Origin of the sequence: Clostridium sp. LS (assembly GCF_002760435.1) — a bacterium.
Lineage (GTDB): Bacteria > Bacillota > Clostridia > Clostridiales > Clostridiaceae > Clostridium.
In genome coordinates, this window is the sequence record NZ_AUUU01000006.1 from 19,443 (window position 1) to 37,436 (window position 17,994).

The 17,994-nt window shown below is 29.1% G+C and carries 18 protein-coding genes; all 18 read right to left on the minus strand.

Features of this window, described 5'->3' with window-relative positions; genetic code table 11:
• Positions 1-77: 77 nt before the first annotated feature.
• Positions 78-527 carry a transcriptional regulator NrdR gene (nrdR, locus tag COL3_RS01075; RefSeq protein WP_008424931.1) on the minus strand — a complete coding sequence of 150 codons (450 nt, stop codon included), beginning with the start codon at positions 525-527 and terminating at the stop codon, positions 78-80.
• Positions 528-598: 71 nt separating this feature from the next.
• Complete coding sequence (locus COL3_RS01080; protein ID WP_008424934.1) at positions 599-862, minus strand: YlmC/YmxH family sporulation protein; 264 nt, start codon at positions 860-862, stop codon at positions 599-601.
• Positions 863-898: 36 nt separating this feature from the next.
• On the minus strand, positions 899-1,672 hold the full coding sequence (sigG, locus tag COL3_RS01085) for an RNA polymerase sporulation sigma factor SigG (protein WP_008424936.1): 774 nt from the start codon (positions 1,670-1,672) through the stop codon (positions 899-901).
• An 82-nt stretch (positions 1,673-1,754) separates the two neighbouring features.
• Positions 1,755-2,462, minus strand: coding sequence for an RNA polymerase sporulation sigma factor SigE (sigE, locus tag COL3_RS01090; protein ID WP_035283581.1), 708 nt, complete (start codon positions 2,460-2,462; stop codon positions 1,755-1,757).
• Positions 2,437-3,279 carry a sigma-E processing peptidase SpoIIGA gene (locus tag COL3_RS01095; protein WP_008424939.1) on the minus strand — a complete coding sequence of 281 codons (843 nt, stop codon included), beginning with the start codon at positions 3,277-3,279 and terminating at the stop codon, positions 2,437-2,439. Before COL3_RS01095 ends, sigE begins: the two co-directional genes overlap by 26 nt.
• 402 nt (positions 3,280-3,681) lie before the next feature.
• The gene (ftsZ, locus tag COL3_RS01100) at positions 3,682-4,815 is read right to left on the minus strand and encodes a cell division protein FtsZ (RefSeq protein ID WP_008424941.1); all 1,134 of its coding nucleotides are present in this window, start codon (positions 4,813-4,815) and stop codon (positions 3,682-3,684) included.
• 14 nt (positions 4,816-4,829) lie between these two features.
• Positions 4,830-6,086 (minus strand): cell division FtsA domain-containing protein, encoded by a 1,257-nt coding sequence (locus COL3_RS01105; RefSeq protein ID WP_008424944.1) that lies wholly within the window; start codon positions 6,084-6,086, stop codon positions 4,830-4,832.
• A 544-nt stretch (positions 6,087-6,630) separates the two neighbouring features.
• Positions 6,631-7,329, minus strand: coding sequence for an RNA polymerase sporulation sigma factor SigK (sigK, locus tag COL3_RS01110; RefSeq protein ID WP_008424945.1), 699 nt, complete (start codon positions 7,327-7,329; stop codon positions 6,631-6,633).
• Positions 7,330-7,451: 122 nt separating this feature from the next.
• Positions 7,452-8,993: a penicillin-binding transpeptidase domain-containing protein gene (locus tag COL3_RS01115; RefSeq protein WP_242982082.1), complete on the minus strand. Its 1,542-nt coding sequence runs from the start codon at positions 8,991-8,993 to the stop codon at positions 7,452-7,454.
• 179 nt (positions 8,994-9,172) lie between these two features.
• Positions 9,173-10,393, minus strand: a complete 1,221-nt coding sequence (locus COL3_RS01120; RefSeq protein WP_008424949.1) for a U32 family peptidase — start codon at positions 10,391-10,393, stop codon at positions 9,173-9,175.
• Positions 10,394-10,398: 5 nt separating this feature from the next.
• Positions 10,399-11,043 (minus strand): O-methyltransferase, encoded by a 645-nt coding sequence (locus COL3_RS01125; RefSeq protein ID WP_008424950.1) that lies wholly within the window; start codon positions 11,041-11,043, stop codon positions 10,399-10,401.
• Positions 11,044-11,060: 17 nt separating this feature from the next.
• Positions 11,061-12,086 carry an endolytic transglycosylase MltG gene (mltG, locus tag COL3_RS01130; protein WP_008424951.1) on the minus strand — a complete coding sequence of 342 codons (1,026 nt, stop codon included), beginning with the start codon at positions 12,084-12,086 and terminating at the stop codon, positions 11,061-11,063.
• 99 nt (positions 12,087-12,185) lie between these two features.
• Positions 12,186-14,012, minus strand: coding sequence for a translational GTPase TypA (gene typA / locus COL3_RS01135; protein ID WP_008424952.1), 1,827 nt, complete (start codon positions 14,010-14,012; stop codon positions 12,186-12,188).
• A 367-nt stretch (positions 14,013-14,379) separates the two neighbouring features.
• Complete coding sequence (locus tag COL3_RS01140) at positions 14,380-16,047, minus strand: ribonuclease J (RefSeq protein ID WP_008424953.1); 1,668 nt, start codon at positions 16,045-16,047, stop codon at positions 14,380-14,382.
• A gap of 62 nt (positions 16,048-16,109) precedes the next feature.
• Complete coding sequence (locus COL3_RS01145) at positions 16,110-16,574, minus strand: Fur family transcriptional regulator (RefSeq protein WP_008424954.1); 465 nt, start codon at positions 16,572-16,574, stop codon at positions 16,110-16,112.
• A 99-nt stretch (positions 16,575-16,673) separates the two neighbouring features.
• Positions 16,674-16,952 (minus strand): DUF1292 domain-containing protein, encoded by a 279-nt coding sequence (locus COL3_RS01150; protein ID WP_008424955.1) that lies wholly within the window; start codon positions 16,950-16,952, stop codon positions 16,674-16,676.
• Between the two features lie 153 nt (positions 16,953-17,105).
• Positions 17,106-17,519 (minus strand): Holliday junction resolvase RuvX, encoded by a 414-nt coding sequence (ruvX, locus tag COL3_RS01155; protein WP_008424956.1) that lies wholly within the window; start codon positions 17,517-17,519, stop codon positions 17,106-17,108.
• Positions 17,520-17,711: 192 nt separating this feature from the next.
• The gene (locus tag COL3_RS01160) at positions 17,712-17,969 is read right to left on the minus strand and encodes an IreB family regulatory phosphoprotein (protein WP_008424959.1); all 258 of its coding nucleotides are present in this window, start codon (positions 17,967-17,969) and stop codon (positions 17,712-17,714) included.
• Between the last annotated feature and the right edge of the window lie 25 nt (positions 17,970-17,994).

Below are 17,994 nucleotides of genomic sequence, written 5' to 3' on the forward strand. Positions count from 1 at the left end.
TTAAAAATCATAAATATAACTAATTTTGATAATCATAAAAAGGATATTGAATTTTTCAACATCCTTAAATTACGTAATTATGTCACAAGATTTTTTATTTCCTCTAAAAAAGTATTAATATCCTTAAACTGTCTATATACCGATGCGAATCTTACATATGATATTTCATCTAATTCCTTTAACCTTGCCATAACCATTTCCCCAATATCCTTGGACGGTATCTCTGTAAGCATACTATTAGATATTGTTTTTTCTATATCATTAGCTATTTCTTCAATTTGCTTTCTAGATATAGGCCTTTTTTGGCATGCAATGATCAAGCCTGTTATAATCTTTTCTTTATTAAAATTTTCTCTAGTTAAATCTTTTTTAATTACTAAAATAGGAAAATCCTCTATTTTTTCATATGTAGTATAGCGTTTAGTACATTTTAAGCATTCTCTTCTTCTTCTAATTGTTGTGTTATCATCTGTTGACCTGGAATCAACAACCTTGCTTTCTTCAAATCCGCAAAATGGACATTTCATACTTTCATTCACCTCTTTGCTTTCGTGTATCAAAATCTTATACTAATTATACATATTTTTTAGGAATATAGCTATATATTGTTTTCAGTTACTTTTTCTTTTGCTTTTACCAAAATAACATCAGTACCTATTTTAACTATATCCTTCCATAAGATTTCCTTTTCATCTTCCTTAGCAAACCATGACTTTATTTCTCCAGGTAATATTAACGAAACTATTTTATTATCATCGCAATTTATTTTAAAATCCTTTATAAATCCTATTTTTGTTCCTGTTAATATATCAATTACTTCCATATTCCTCATGGCATTTAGTGAATGTAGTTCAAGTTCCATAATTATCCCCCACAATATAATATTATTCTATAACCTCTACACATGTTTCCTCATATGTTTTAAAGCTGTTTTTTCCAATCTTGAAACTTGTGCTTGTGAAATTCCAATTTCATCTGCAACTTCCATTTGAGTTCTTCCATTAAAAAACCTTAAATTTAATATTAGTTTTTCTCTATCGGTAAGCTTTTTCATTGCCTCTTTAATAGAAATATTTTCTAACCAATGCTCATCTGTGTTTTTTGAATCACTTATTTGATCCATTACATATATGGCATCTCCTCCATCATGGTAAATAGGTTCAAATAATGATACTGGATCTTGTATTGCATCTAAAGCAAATACTACCTCTTCTCTTGGTAATTCAAGTTCCTTAGCTATTTGGGAAATTGTAGGTTCCTTATTATTATCTTTTATAAATTTTTCTCTCATTATTAAAGCTTTATAAGCAATATCTCTTAATGACCTGCTTACCCTGATAGAATTATTATCTCTTAGGTATCTTCTTATTTCCCCAATTATCATTGGAACTGCATAAGTTGAAAATTTAACATTTTGAGATAAATCAAAATTATCTATAGATTTCATTAGACCTATACAGCCAACTTGAAATAAATCGTCTATATTTTCTCCTCTATTGTTAAATCTTTGAATTACACTAAGTACTAATCTCAAATTTCCCTTTATAAAAGTTTCTCTTGCACTTTTATCGCCAGCTTTCATCTGTAGAAAAAGCTGTTTCTTCTCTTTTTCTTTAAGTATAGGGAGTTTTGAAGTATTAACGCCACATATTTCTACTTTGTTAATTATCACAAGTATTCACCCCTTCGAAAGTAATAATCCATTGCATTAAACATTATCTCCGATAGGCAATACTTTTATACTCAAAGACAAGCTAAATCATTCTACTTATTTCTTTTTTCAATCTTTTAATTATTTTCTTTTCTAATCTAGAAATATAAGATTGAGAGATGCCAAGCATATCAGCAACTTCTTTTTGTGTCTTTTCTCTTGTCCCGTTTAGCCCAAATCTAAGGCGTACAATTTCCTTTTCTCTCTCATTTAAGCTTCTAAGTGCCATGATTAGTAACTGTTTATCAACTTCATCTTCTATTAAATTATACACAGTATCGTTTTCAGTTCCTAAGATATCAGATAATAAAAGTTCATTCCCATCCCAATCGATATTCAAAGGTTCATAAAATGAAATTTCAGCTTTTATTTTACTATTTCTTCTTAGATACATTAGTATCTCATTTTCTATACATCTTGATGCATATGTTGCCAGCTTTATCTTCTTTTCAGGATTAAAAGTATTTACAGCTTTTATTAAGCCTATAGTCCCAACTGATATCAGATCTTCAACATAAACACCTGTATTTTCAAATTTTCTGGCTATATAGACAACTAATCTTAAATTTCTTTCAATTAATATACTTCTTATATTCTCATCACCATCATTTAGTTTATTCACTAATTCTTCTTCTTCATCCTTAGATAATGGTGGTGGCAGAGCATCATTTCCGCCAACATAATATAATTTTTTTCTGAACAACTTAAATTTACATATTAATTTATTAAACAGCAGAATTAACTTTTCCATAATTATCCCCCTCATACACTACTCCTCTTGATAATAACGCATTAAATTCATGTTCCTTACTTAGTTTCTCTTTACATGGACATATTATTGCATCTATTTTTCCATATAAACGGTCTTTATTTTTAATTTTTATATCATTAACTCTTATACCTTTAAGATCTCCCCCATATCCAATTGCACTATAAAGTATATGATATGTGTTTCTCTCATTAAAGTTCATATCACCTATTAAATCTTCCTCAATTAAAATACAGGGGAGATGAGTAATAGGTTCTCTTAATTCATTTCCAGTGTCTAAAAAACTTTTAAAGCCATATTGTTTTCCCTGAAACTCAAACTCGATTTTAAAAATAAAATTGCTAGTAAATATTTTGTCTTTTAAATAATCAACAACTCTACTAAAAATTATATATATTATCATAAGTCCGAGCATAATATATTTAATAGAATACTTTTCAATTTTAAATGCATTTCCTACTAAGTAGAAATTCTGATTTAATGAGAATAAAAAACATATTCCGCTTAAAGCACATGTGATAAGTAAAAATATAACTAATAGTTTAATCATATTAAAAACATTTGTCTTTCCATACACTAATCTAAGCATTGCTATTGCTACAATTAGTTTACAAGGTAGAGAAGCCAGTATATTTAATTTAGGAATAATTAGAACTAAAGTATATATTCCACCTATAAGACTAGAAATTATTAACGAAATTATTTTACACTTTCGCTTTAAGCTTCTCATAGTTATAGTCAATAAAAAGAAGTTAACTATAAAATTTTCAAAAATTAAAACGTCAGCATAAATTTCCATCTTTGATTTCCTCCAGTCTATCTGGATTTTATTATATACTTGTTTGCTTCAAAAATTTGTCACAATCACATTAAATAATTTTGTTTTTTTAATTAAACTTTTTACATATATTTACATCTTATTTTTTTGTTTACTTTTTTATAATTAAAACTAACTTTATGTATAAAAATATATTCTTTTATCTTACATAAAATACTAGAAATAAGTATAACAAAATTTTAGCTGATTAATTTCACATTTTATTTTCATATTTAATCTTATGTGTATTTACAGTCTAAACTAACTAATCAAAAAAAGAATGAAATTTTAAATTCTGATAAAGAAAATATAAATTTTCTATTATTCAGAAATAAAATTTCATTCTTTTTTATTATTTTGAAACAATACAATTTAATTTATATGTTAATGTCTTTTTTGTCTTCTTAAGAAAACAGGTATATCCAAATCATCAGGTTCAAAATTATTAGAACTTGTTTCAGGTTCTTTTATATCTACAGCCACTTCTGGTTGTTCCTTAACAACTTCTTTTACTTGAGATTTCTTTGGTTCTTCAACAATATGATTCAAACTAACACCATTATTTTCACTTTCAAAACCCGTTGCTATAACTGTAATTCTTATTTCTTCACTAAGAGTTTCGTCAATTACAGCTCCCACTATTATATTTGCATCAGGGTCTACAGCCTCACGAACTACGTCCGCAGCATCATACACTTCTAAAGCTCCAAGATCTGCTCCTCCAGTAAAGTTTATAATAACATCTGTTGCTCCGTCTATCGATGTTTCTAGAAGTGGTGAAGATATTGCTTGTTTAACAGCATCTTGCGTTCTAGTATCTCCTTTACCAAATCCTACACCCATATGAGCTAACCCTTTGTTAAGCATTACTGCTTTAATATCTGCAAAATCAGCGTTAATTACACCTGTTATTGTAATCAAGTCAGAAATTGCTTGTACACCTTGTCTTAATACCTCGTCAGCTAATTTAAAAGAATCCAATAATGTTGTTTTCTTGTCTGCCATATTTAGTAATCTTTCATTTGGAATAATAACTAAAGTATCAACCTTTTCTTTTAATGTCGCTATACCCATTTCAGCATGTCTCATTCTTCTTTTTCCTTCGAAAGGAAATGGTTTAGTAACTACACCTACAGTTAATATATCCATAGATTTAGCTATTTCAGCAACAATTGGCGCAGCACCAGTACCTGTTCCGCCACCCATACCTGCAGTAATAAATACCATATTAGCACCTTTTATCGAAGCAGTAATTTCTTCTCTGCTCTCTTCAGCTGCCTTTTTTCCTATTTCAGGATTTGCTCCAGCACCTAATCCCTTAGTTAATTTTTCTCCAATTTGAATTTTTTGATTTGCATTTGAAAGCATTAAAGCTTGCTTATCTGTATTTATTGCAATAAATTCAACATTTTTTAATCCTTCAACTATCATTCTATTTACGGCATTACTTCCACCGCCGCCGCAACCAATTACTTTTATATTGGTTAATTCCTGCATATCTGTCTCAAAATCTAACAAAACAATTCCTCCCCTTAAAAAATCTTATCAAAAAAAACTTTAACTTTTTTTAATATATGATTTTTACCTTCATTATTGTGTAAATGTTCTTTTTCGTTATTTACCTTATTATCATTATTTTTATTAGTTGGAGCTATAACTTTATCCTCTAATAAATTTAATCTATCATATACTTCCTTTGCTATTGCTAAAGAAGTTATATTTTCTGAATTCTTCATTCCCAAATCTGTTTTGGTTATTACTTTAGTTTTTACTGTAAAAATTTTATGAACGATTTCATTTATATCTTCGAAATAATTAATACTATCCCCATATAGAATTATACTACAAATTCTATCATAATGACCAGTATTTTTTAATTTCATATTAATGTGGCTTAATATTTCTTCTATCCTAGCGTTTACTACCTCATAAAATAATTTTTTAGATACTTTAATAGTTCCCACTTCAATTTCATCTGGAATAGAATTGTCTTCATATAAAGACTTATAATTACTGGCATAAATCTTTTTTATATTATCAGCTTCCAAAAAGGAAAAGTTTCCACAGATAGCTAAATCATTAGTAATATTGTTTCCACCAATTGGAATACTTATGATATTTTTAGGAACACCATTATTAAATAAGGCTATTTCTGTAATTCCGGCTCCAATATCAACTAAAACTATATCACCTATAGAATTTTTTTCATTTAAAAATATTTGCTTTCCAGCTAATATATTTAACTTTATAAATTCTATATTATATTTAGTACCTTCAAATAATTTATAATACTTTTGAATTTCTTTTTTATCTGCTATAACTAAAGTAAGATTTAACTCAAGTTTCCTTCCCTTCCAATTAAGTATATCCTTATGTATTACTTTACCATCAAGCATATAGAAGTTAATCAGTACATCCACTATAGATTCATCTTCACTAATAATTACACTTTGTCGTCCTTTTTTTATCGCTTTACCTATATCCTGAGTTGTTACTTTTTCTTCATCTAAGTTAATCAAGACAGTTGTTTCAGTGATTCTAGCTTTATTAGAAGAGATTCCAATAGTTATACTTTTAATATCTTTCTTAATTTTTTCTTCCAATTCAGCTAATAAATTTATTACATTCTTCTTGCACTTTTCAACATCTGTCAGTAAGCCTTTTTCTATACCTGTTGATTTACATGATTTAACTGCTAATATTTCAAGCTCTTCTTTTCCACGAAATACCGAAGTAGCTGATAATTTCTTACTGCCAAAGTCTATAGATGTAATTATATCTTTTTGCATAATTAAGTCTTTCCCTTCTATACAGAAAAAAATCTACTAATTGCAATATATTCAACATATTTATCAAAATTCCTCTTTTATTTGAATACTATTATTATTTTTTATATACTCTTTTTCATCTTTTTTATAATTACTTATCGATATGTTACTTATTGCATCTTGTAGATTCGTTCTAAAAATAATAGGCTTTCTAGCATGTTATCATTATTTGCAATGAATTATTAATTTGTTCATAGTTTATTCTCGAACAATATTTATTATACTGTATATCCTCCTATTATCTCTAATAATCATTCTACTTCTTTAAAATCATTTTAAAATGCCATCTATGAAGCATTTTATTTACAAATATTATGATTAACTTCTAACACATCAAAAGTAAAAACCAGTATATTATACAAAAATAAGGTACTATATTAAAAATAGCACCCTTTTTCTAAGTATGTCAATATTTCTTTATAGTATAAATTGATTATATTTACCATTTTCACTTTCCAAAACATTACTTTAGATTTTGAAAAGAAATTATTAAGTATATATGGATTTAATTCCTTGTGAATAACTCCTTTTTCAATTTTTTTAAAGCCTTCTTTTCTATTCTTGATACATATGAACGAGAAATACCTAGATTTACTGCTATTTCTCTTTGAGTTTTACATTTTCCATCTATTAATCCATATCTCATTATTAAGATAGCGCTTTCTCTTTTTGTTAATGATTCTACTAATTTCTTATATAAAGCTCTAACTTGTAAATTGCTTTCAACTTTTTCTAATACGCAATCTTTTTCACTACTTAATATATCCATTAAACAAAATTCATTGCCTTCTTTATCAACTCCAATAGGATCTTGAAGATATATTTCACTTTTTTGTTTTTTGTTATTTCTAAATAGCATTAAAATCTCATTCTCAATACACCTGGAAGCATACGTAGCAAGCCTAGTACCTTTGCTAGCATCAAACGAATCAATTGCTTTTATCAACCCAACAGTGCCAATGGAAATTAATTCATCTACATCTTTATTAGGGAATGAATATTTTTTAACTATATGAGCTACTAGTCTTAAATTCCTTTCGATTAAAATGCTCTTCGCTGTTTTATCCCCTTCCTTAAATTTTTTTAAATACATTTGTTCTTCAGTTTCATCTAATGGTAGCGGGAACGTATTGCTATTAGTAATATACCCGGGCAACAAAAATGAATTAACTAATAATTCTATAAAGTTATTTAATATAAACACCTTTTTCCTCCACAGCAGTGCTTGATATTATAATATGTTTATATTTCAGAAAAGTTGCTTATACCAAATTATTTTTATTGCTAACTACCATAAAATTATTTTTCATCTAATCAAGTATTTTTTTATTCTCTCATATTCAATTTCTTAACTATATCCTTAAATATTGGAGCTGCTGTGTCACCTCCACCTAAATCTTCATTATCTGTACTTTTTAATGATTGTATATCCGGAGTAAAGACTACCATTGTATATTTTTTTTCTCCTATACTAAAGTACCCAGCAAACCATCCATGGGTTTGACCATCACTACCTGTCGAAGAGCCGGTTTTACCACCTATATCTAAATCGCCATAATATGCCTTTATACCTGTACCCTTTATAACGACTTGTCTCATAGCATTTTGAATTAATTTCGCAGTTGTCTCGCTAAATATTCTTTTTTTATCACTTTTAAATTCTTTTATCACATTGTCATCCTTATCTAAGATGCTTTCAACTATATAAGGTTTTTCGTAAACTCCATTGTTAGTTATAGCATTTATAGCTCCTAACATTTGCACTGGAGTTACATTCATGCATTGTCCTATAGATATATTATTTATTCCTGACTTTTCTTCAGGTTTTACTCCTTTAGCTTCATTTATAATTCCGCTATTTAAATTTAACACCCTATTATATAATCCTAGTGATTCTGAATACTCCATTAATTTTTCATATCCAACCTTAGATCCTATTTCTGCAAATATATCATTACAAGATTTTTCAAATGCTTGTTCTACTGTTAATTTACCATACACTTTTTTATCTATTTTTCCAGTTCCCACAAAAGTATCACTAATATTTATCAGGCCCATATCTAGAGCTGCTCCAAGAGTTATTACTTTATAAATAGATCCTGGTTCATAACCAATTTGTTGGATTCCCAAATTAATATTAGCCGCACTTTCATCTTTTTGGACCATAGCTCTTATTTTTCCAGTATCAGATTCCATTACACTTACACCTATATTACTTAAATAAGAATAATCGTTTTTATCTAAAACTTCTCTTATTTTATCCTCTATATCCTTGTCTATTGTTAACTGTAAATTTTTATTGCTGTCACTTACGCTTACAGATTGTTTTGCATATACTGCTTTACTATCTAAATAGAATTCACTCTTAGGTTTTTCATTGTCTTTTAAATAATCATATAATTGCCCCTCAAGAGATCCAGCTTCATGGCCATCATCTAATATTTTCGAAAACATATTACTGATGCTCCATGCCTTTTTAATATCTACCTTATCTGTAACATAAGTATATATTCCTTTTATATTTTTTAAATTATTTATTTTGTTATAAGTATCTTCCGAAATATTATAATATATTTTACCACTTTGCTTCATTATATCTGTATAATTAAACTCAGGATTTTCAGACTTCATAATGAAGTTTAAAGCCATTAAGTCTTCTAGTGTTTCTTCATAATTATTTAAACTGAATGGACGGGTATCTATCACAAGTACATATTTTTTATCATATTTCATTAAATCCTTACCATTAGTATCCAGAATCATATAATTCATATCGCTGATATTTTCTTCTTGATGATTTTGATATGAACTAACAACCCTTTCAGATGGATAAAGCTGTAATATTGATAAACGTGTTGTTAAAATCATTATCACTGTAACGAATAAAGATAAAATTTGTACTAATCTTTTATTTCTATAAAACTTTTCAGTAAAAATATAAAACACCTCCCTTTAGCTTAAATTCTAGCCTTAAAGAAGGTGTTTTATTCAATGTATATGATATATATCTATACTCAAATTTCTTAGTAAATTAATAAGCATAAATATTATTCTTTATCTTTAATTATTAGATCCTTAACCTTTAAAGGTATGTCAACTCTTACTCTATATACCATTTTCGCTCTTGCTGCTGCATCAATTGGAGTTCCATTTTCTTCTGTCATATCATGAAGGACAACTTCAAAATTATCTCCCTCTGGTCTTAAAATTTCTACCGTATCTCCATTTAATACTTTATTTTTTTGCTCAATGGTTGCTATTTTAGTTTCTTCATCATATGCTCTTACAATTCCAATTATATCTGCATGTCTTATGTACGCTGAGTCTTCATATACCTGTTCACCAGTTTGCCCATAATAAAATCCTGTATGGTACTGTCTATGACTAACCTTATTTAAATTTTCCATCCATTTTGGATCAAATTTAAAATTATCAGGATCTTTCATATATGCATCTACAGCCTGCCTATAAGATTTTACTACAGCTGCAACATAATATAAACTCTTCATTCGCCCTTCAATTTTAAGGGAATAGACTCCAGCTTTAATTACTTCGTCTATATGCTCAATCATGCATAAATCCTTAGAGTTCATTATATATGTTCCCTTTTCATCTTCATAAACCGGATAAAACTCATTTGGTCTCTTTTCTTCAACTAAATGATATTTAAATCTACATGCTTGAGCACAGGCACCTCTATTAGCATCTCTTCCAACCATATAGTTAGAGATTAAACATCTACCTGAATAACTTATACACATTGAACCATGAACAAAAGCCTCAATTTCACATTCCTCTGGCAAATTATCTCTCATTTCCTTTATTTCAGTTAAGCTAAGCTCTCTAGCCATTACTATTCTCTTAACACCTTGCTCATACCAAAATTTTGCTGCTCTCCAGTTAACATTATTAGCTTGGGTGCTTAAATGGATTTCTAAATTTGGAGCAACCTCTCTAGCTGTTGCAATTATTGCTGGATCTGAAGCTATTATTGCATCAACACCTGTATCATATAATTCTCTTATATAATCCTCAACCCCAGTTAAATCTGCATTATGAGGAAAAACATTCATTGTAACATAAACTTTTCTATTCCTATCGTGGGCATACTCAACCCCTTCTTTTAATTGCTCATTAGTAAAATTATCAGCAAATGCTCTTAAATTTAATTTACTTCCTCCAAGATATACAGCATCTGCTCCAAAATCTATGGCTATCTTAAGCTTATCTAAATTTCCTGCTGGTGCTAAAATTTCTGGTCTTATCATTTAATTTACCTCCTCTTAGTAACTGCAATTCCATCTCCCATAGGTATAACAGATGTAATTAAGTTTTTATCTTGAGTAACTAATTCCAAATAAGTTCTCATTCTTTTTACTATTGTTATTTTTCTTCTTTTCACTAATTCTTCCGATGCTACCATTCCTCTAAACAAAACATTATCAGCTATTATTATACCATCATTTTTAAGCAACCTTAAACAATGAGGTAAAAAATGATTATAATGTCCTTTGCCTGCATCCATGAAAATCAAATCGTAAGGTTCATCTAACTTTTCAAGTACTTCTAAGCAGTCGCCCTCCTCAATTTTGATTTTATGACTTAAATTAAATTTCTCCAAATTAGCATTTGCTAATTCTATCATTTTTTTATCGCGTTCTATGGTTATAATTTCTGGTTCAGTCCCAGAAGATTGATACATCAATATTGATGAAAATCCTATTGCTGTTCCAAGCTCCAGTATTCTTTTTGGTTTTTTTAAACTAGTCATAAACTCAAGAAAAACACCAGTTTCTTTTTGAACAATAGGCACACCATTTTCTCTTGCAAAATCCTCTATCTCCTTAAGGGTACCCTCTCTAGGTGGAATTAATCCTCTAATATAATCTTCCATATAGTCATATGTAATTTCACTCATAAATTTCCTCCAACATTCTAATAGCCTAATTCTTTTTTCTTGCTTAAAAAATCATTATAATCATTAGTAAAATAATGAGATCCGTCTTTTTGCAATATGTAATATAAATAATCTGTTTTTTCCGGAGCTACTGCAGCCTCTATGGAATCTATTCCTGGATTTGCTATAGGTCCAACAGGTAATCCTTTATACTTATATACATTGTAAGGTGACTCTACCTCTAAATGCTTGTTTAATACTACATCTACATGATAACCTAAAGCATAAATTACCGCTGCATCAATTTGAAGTTTCATATCTTTTTCTAATCTATTATAAATAACTGATGAGATCAATGGTCTATCCTTCGGAATTCTCGCTTCCTTTTCTACCATTGAGGCTATTGTAATTACTCTTTCCACATCTTCATCTTTTATATCAACTTTAGCCTCATCTTTCACTTGTTTTAATATTTCCTCGAATCTGCTTATCATAAGTTTAATGATACTATTAGCATCAGAGTTTTTTTCAACCAAGTATGTATCTGGATATAAAAATCCTTCTAGATTATATCTTTTTTTATTATTAGATTGTACATAACTAGGTAGCTCATAATTTTTTACAGCATTTAAAAAGTCATCCTTAGTACAAATACCATTTTCCTCTACTGTTTTAGCAATATCTTCTACTGAGTAGCCTTCAGGTATTGTTAATTTAACTAAATCTTTATCTCCAGCTTTATTTTCTAATGAGCTTATTAAATTTTCAAATGTAGTATTGGTATCTATTTCATATATACCCTCTTTTAGTTCTATATTTCTCTTATCTATACTCAACTTCAATCTAAGCAAAAATTTACTTGATAATTTCTTTTCATTATCTAATTCATTTAATATCTCATAAAAACCTTCACCTTGTTTTACTTCGATTATAATCGTATTTTCATTAGATTTAAGTGGTTTTTCAATAGCTTGATTATAGGATATTATAAAAATAACTAATATTGCAAATAAAAAAAGTATAGACAATAATATTACTTTTTTTAAAGACTTATTTTTGCTCATAAACTTTCTCCTAGATATAATTAAAAGTAAATAGCCTAATTAAGACCATTTACTTTAATTATATTTATTTTATTCAATATTTAAAGTACTTTCAGCAAATTATTTCTTACTTCTGCTAATCATTCTTCTTCTTTCAGCACTATCTAGTATTCTTTTTCTCATTCTTATATTTTTTGGCGTAACTTCTACTAATTCATCAGCATTAATAAATTCTAAACATTGTTCAAGAGACATTTCAACTGGCGGAGTTAATTTTAATGCATCATCAGCACCTGATGATCTTGTATTAGTAAGTTTCTTCATTTTGCATACATTGATTTCAAGATCCTCTGCTCTTGCAGAAACCCCAACAATCATACCACCATATACTGGAACACCAGCACCTATAAATAATTGTCCTCTTTCTTGAGCACTATATAATCCATATGCTATTGAATCTCCTGCTTCAAATGAAACTATTGATCCTCTGCTTCTTCCTGGAATTTCACCTTTGTATTTTTCATACGAATGGAATACGTGATTCATAATTCCATTTCCTTTTGTATCAGTCATTAATTCACTTCTAAATCCAATAAGACCTCTAGCTGGAATTGTGAATTCTAATCTTGTGTATCCATTTACTGCAGATGTCATATTAACCATTTCAGCTTTTCTAGGTCCTAGCTTTTCCATAACTGGTCCCATAAATTCTTCTGGAACGTCAATTGTTAAGTACTCAATTGGTTCTTCCTTGTGGCCATTTACTTCTCTAAATATAACATTTGCTTTTGAAACTTGGAATTCATATCCTTCTCTTCTCATTGTTTCAATAAGAACTGAAAGATGAAGTTCTCCTCTTCCTGAAACTTCAAAACAATCTGGAGTAAGTTCTTTTACTCTTAAGCTTACATTTGTTTCAAGTTCTTTCATTAATCTATCTCTTAAATGTCTTGATGTTACAAAATCACCTTCTTGACCAGCAAATGGTGAATCATTAACCATGAAGTTCATGTTTAATGTTGGTTCATCTATTTCAAGGAATGGTAATGCTTCTGGTGATGAAGAATCCGCTATAGTATCACCTATATTAGCCTCAATAACACCACTTACTGCAACTATATCTCCCATTGAAGCTTCTTCTGCTTCTTCTCTTTTTAATCCCTTGTATGTGAATATACTAGTTATTTTGTAATTAGTTTTTGATTCATCGTTCTTTAATAAAGTAACAGTTTGATTTCTCTTCACTGTACCTCTATGTATTTTACCAATTGCGATTTTACCAACAAATGCATTTGTATCTAATGTACTTACTAACATTTGAAGTGGTTCATCTATATATCCTTCTGGTGGTGCAACATATTTTACTATCGTATCAAATATAGGAGTCATATCATTATTTTCATCATCTACATTATATTTTGCAAAGCCTTCTCTAGCTGATGCATAAATAATTTGGAAATCTAACTGTTCATCATTAGCTCCAAGTTCTACAAATAGGTCAAATACTTCATCAATAACTTCAGTTGGTCTAGCATTTGGTTTATCTATTTTGTTGATTATAACTATTGGTCTAAGTCCTAGTTCTAATGATTTCTTTAAAACGAATTTAGTTTGTGGCATTGGTCCTTCATAAGAATCAACAACAAGTAAAACTGAATCAACCATCTTAAGTACACGTTCAACTTCTCCACCGAAGTCAGCATGCCCTGGTGTATCTACTATGTTTATTTTTATGTCATTATAAATTACTGCAGTATTCTTTGAAAGAATTGTAATTCCTCTTTCTTTTTCTAAGTCATTAGAATCCATTACTCTTTCTTCTAGTTTTTCATTTGCTCTAAATGTGTGACTTTGTCTAAGCAATGCATCTACTAAAGTTGTTTTACCATGGTCAACGTGGGCAATTATGGCAATATTTCTTATATCTTCTCTTTTAATTAATTCCATCTTTATTCCTCCAAACAGTACTCAAACTGTATATTTTTCTTTTTATTTAGTTTCTCTTTAGTTTATTTATAAATTAGTAAAAATTTAAGTATATATTGTAAATAATTTCATGATTAAAATAATATTATATATTTATCGCAAATAGATTTATAATGCTATAACACCTAAATGTAAACCTATAACTGTTTTTTCCCAAAAGAAAATTGGATACTTAAAGTATCCAATTTCCTGCACAACTATTTTAAATTTTACACTTTTCCTCAAAAAAAGTCAACCCTATTACAATAATTATTATCCCAACCTTCATAAGCTCTTTAAAAGCCAATGACCCATTGCAATGATTTTAACTATTTATTTTCTATCATATTTAAAATTCCATAATTATTGGTAATATCATAGGTTTTCTCTTAGTTTTTTCATAAAGGAATTCTCTAAGTTCATCCCTCATTTTAGACTTTAATGTTGCCCAATCAGTTATTTGTCTTTCCTCACAGTTTCGTAGCACAGTCTTAACAATTTCTCTAGCTTCATCCATAAGCCCTTCTGATTCTCTAACATATACAAACCCTCTGGAAATTATATCTGGTCCAGACACAACTCTTCCAGTTTGCTTTTCTATAGTTACTACAATTGTTAAAATACCATCTTGTGAAAGATGTTTTCTATCTCGTAATACTATATTTCCAACATCTCCTACACCAAGACCATCAACAAAAACTTGACCAGAAACAACAGTGCCATTCTTTTTAATGAAATTTCTTGCAACTTCGATCACATCACCATTTTCAGGTATCAATAAATTCTTTTCCGAAAGACCAACTTCCATTGCTAATTCACCATGTTTCTTTAAATGTCTATATTCACCATGAACTGGTATAAAGAATTTTGGCTTTACTAGTGCTTGCATTAATTTTAATTCTTCCTGACAAGCATGACCCGAAACATGAATCTTCTCTGCTGAATCATAAATTACTTGGGCACCTTTCTTAAACAGTTGATTCACAACTTTTGAAACGAATTTTTCATTTCCTGGAATTGGCGTTGCTGATATTATAACAGTATCTCCTGGAACAACATTAATTTTTCTGTGTTCAGAAGCTGCCATTCTTGCTAGTGCAGACATCGGCTCCCCTTGACTACCAGTTGTTATTACAACAACTTTCTCATTAGGGTATTTTGAAATTGCATCTACTGGAATAAGTACATCTTTTCCAACCGTAAGGTATCCAAGCTCTATTGCTACTTGAACAATGTTTTCCATACTTCTTCCCGAAACAGCAACCTTCTTTTCATAAGCTTCAGCTGCTGTAATAATTTGTTGGATTCTATGAACATTAGATGCAAATGTTGCAACTATTATCCTACCTTTTGCTTTGCCAAACAACCGCAAGAAAGTTTCTCCAACTATTTTTTCTGTCATAGTATATCCTGCTCTTTCAACATTTGTCGAATCAGCCATCAATACTAAAACTCCTTTTCTACCTAACTCAGCTAATCTTCCAAAATCCATCATTTCCCCGTCAATTGGTGTATAATCGATCTTAAAATCTCCTGTATGAAGTACTACTCCAAGTGGGGTATGAATTGCAATTGCCACTGAATCTGCAATGGAGTGATTTGTCTTTATGAATTCTACTGAAACACTATCTAATTTTATTATATCTTTTGGCTTTACTCTTATCAGTTCTGTTGAAGCTAACAGACCGTGTTCTTTTAGTTTTGTTTCAACTATACCAAGAGTAAGCTTAGTTCCATAGACTGGGACATTTAACTGCCTCAACACATACGGCAATGCCCCTATATGGTCCTCATGTCCATGAGTTAAAAATATTCCCTTGATTTTTTCCGAATTTTTCATTAAGTATGATACGTCAGGTATTACAATATCTATTCCAAACATATCATCATCTGGGAACTTTAAACCACAGTCTATTACAATAATATCTTCCTTATATTCAATAGCTGTTATATTTTTCCCAATTTCGTTTATACCACCAAGAGGAATTATTTTTATCTTAGCTCTTTCATTTTTCATGCTTCCCCTCCTTTTTCCTATATTAATTTATAAACAAAGGTTCTTTCTTAAGAAAAGTCCTTTTATTCATCATTTTGTTTCTTTTGACATTCGTCACATATTCCATAAAATTTTACACTATGATCTAAAACTTTGAATTTGTATTGCTTTTCAATACCCAACTCAAGTTCCTCTAATAAGTCATCTTGAACCTCTGAAACTTTGTGACATATATTACAAATAAGATGATGGTGCCTATGTGTCTCATTAGAGTGCACTATTTCATATCTACTGCATCCATCATTCAATTCTAATCTAGATATAACTCCTAACTCTTCTAATAGTAGAACAGTTCTATATACAGTTGCCAATCCAATTTCAGGGCAACTTATTTTTACTTTATCGTAGATTTCTTCTGCTGTTAAATGTTGACCTTCATTTTCTATGATAGTATCAACAATAGACCTTCTTTGTGGCGTTAATTTATAACCCTTTTTCTTTAAATCTTCTTTCAAGGCATTCATATCAATTAAATTTGATACATCCATATACATAACACCTCACACTTCATATTTCTCACTTAAATAAATCTACCTTTATTTTTACAGCTTTATAATTTGCTTATGATACTTAAAAGTAAACAGAACTTATTCTACATCAAATCCATCTTCATTAACAAGAGTTTCGTAAGTTTCTAATACCATTTCAAATTCTTCATCTTCATCTTCTAAAGCTATAAATATTTCGCTTCCATCTTCATCTTTAAAAATCTTAAAAGCATAAGCTTCATCTGTTTCCTCAAATGCAGGTGTTGCAATTATATATTGCCCTTTTAGTTTTTCTATTTCAAAGTACATAATAACTTCAAATTTTACGTCATTACCTTCTTGATCAGGTATGTAAACAAATTTTGCATCTTTATCCATAAATTTATCCCTTCTACTTATTACTTATTATTTTTTATTTATAAACACGTTAAGTTAAATTTATACGAAATTAAACATTTTTAATTTATGTATAAATTTTTCTTATTTTTTTATCTTTCAAGTAAATTAAAGATTTTAAAACAACTATTTCTACTATCTTGAAATCAAATCTAAATATCCCTGAAGAATATATGTCGAAGCTACTTTATCCACTATTTTTTTTCTTTTATTTCTCGATAAATCTGCCTCAAGCATTGCCTTGTGCGCTGCTACAGTTGTTAAACGTTCATCCCAAAACTTTATTTCTATTTTGAGTTCCTCTTCAATTAATTTACCAAAAGCCATTATAATTTCTCCAGATGGTCCTATAGTTCCATTCATATTTTTTGGTAAGCCGATTACTATCATTTTAACATCATAATCATCACAAAACTTTTTTATTTCTTTTATATCATTTTCTTTATTAGTTCTTCTTATTGTAGTTAAACCTTGAGCTGTGAACCCTAATGGATCACTTACCGCCACTCCTATAGTTTTTTTACCTACATCTAATCCAAGTATTCTCAAATTACAGCACCTCTCACGGAATATTCAAAAAATAACAAGTTAACATGCTAATCTATTTACAGTTATACTGCGTCAGCATTTTTCCCTAATAGTCCCTCAATACTTCCTTGTCTAACTGAAAATATACATCATGGACTTATTATTTTATTTCATATGCCTAAAATTAAGAGTGCCCGTATAAACGGGCACTCTCTACTTTATCTCTAAATAAGATTTTATTACTTCTTCTAGTATGTCATCTCTTTCGAGTTTTCTTACTAAAGCTCTTGCTCCGTTGTAATTAGTGATGTAAGTAGGGTCTCCTGAAATTAAATATCCAACTAATTGATTTATAGGATTATATCCTTTTTCCTGTAATGAATTATAAACCTCTGTTAATATTGTCTTTGTAAGAGCTTCTTTATTCTTACTTAAATCAAATTGCATTGTATGTTCAATATTATTACTCATAAAACCGTTGCTTAAATAAGCAACT

What these genes read in the sequence shown, in the direction of transcription:
- mltG (WP_008424951.1), bottom strand. Translation starts at nt 12,086, where the DNA reads ATGAGCAAAAATAAGTCTTTAAAAAAAGTAATATTATTGTCTATACTT.
- COL3_RS01160 (WP_008424959.1), bottom strand. Translation starts at nt 17,969, where the DNA reads ATGAGTAATAATATTGAACATACAATGCAATTTGATTTAAGTAAGAAT.
- COL3_RS01150 (WP_008424955.1), bottom strand. Translation starts at nt 16,952, where the DNA reads ATGGATAAAGATGCAAAATTTGTTTACATACCTGATCAAGAAGGTAAT.
- COL3_RS01140 (WP_008424953.1), bottom strand. Translation starts at nt 16,047, where the DNA reads ATGAAAAATGAAAGAGCTAAGATAAAAATAATTCCTCTTGGTGGTATA.
- nrdR (WP_008424931.1), bottom strand. Translation starts at nt 527, where the DNA reads ATGAAATGTCCATTTTGCGGATTTGAAGAAAGCAAGGTTGTTGATTCC.
- COL3_RS01120 (WP_008424949.1), bottom strand. Translation starts at nt 10,393, where the DNA reads ATGATAAGACCAGAAATTTTAGCACCAGCAGGAAATTTAGATAAGCTT.
- COL3_RS01125 (WP_008424950.1), bottom strand. Translation starts at nt 11,043, where the DNA reads ATGAGTGAAATTACATATGACTATATGGAAGATTATATTAGAGGATTA.
- COL3_RS01095 (WP_008424939.1), bottom strand. Translation starts at nt 3,279, where the DNA reads ATGGAAATTTATGCTGACGTTTTAATTTTTGAAAATTTTATAGTTAAC.
- COL3_RS01080 (WP_008424934.1), bottom strand. Translation starts at nt 862, where the DNA reads ATGGAACTTGAACTACATTCACTAAATGCCATGAGGAATATGGAAGTA.
- COL3_RS01105 (WP_008424944.1), bottom strand. Translation starts at nt 6,086, where the DNA reads ATGCAAAAAGATATAATTACATCTATAGACTTTGGCAGTAAGAAATTA.
- COL3_RS01115 (WP_242982082.1), bottom strand. Translation starts at nt 8,993, where the DNA reads ATGATTTTAACAACACGTTTATCAATATTACAGCTTTATCCATCTGAA.
- typA (WP_008424952.1), bottom strand. Translation starts at nt 14,012, where the DNA reads ATGGAATTAATTAAAAGAGAAGATATAAGAAATATTGCCATAATTGCC.
- sigE (WP_035283581.1), bottom strand. Translation starts at nt 2,462, where the DNA reads ATGGAAAAGTTAATTCTGCTGTTTAATAAATTAATATGTAAATTTAAG.
- COL3_RS01145 (WP_008424954.1), bottom strand. Translation starts at nt 16,574, where the DNA reads ATGGATGTATCAAATTTAATTGATATGAATGCCTTGAAAGAAGATTTA.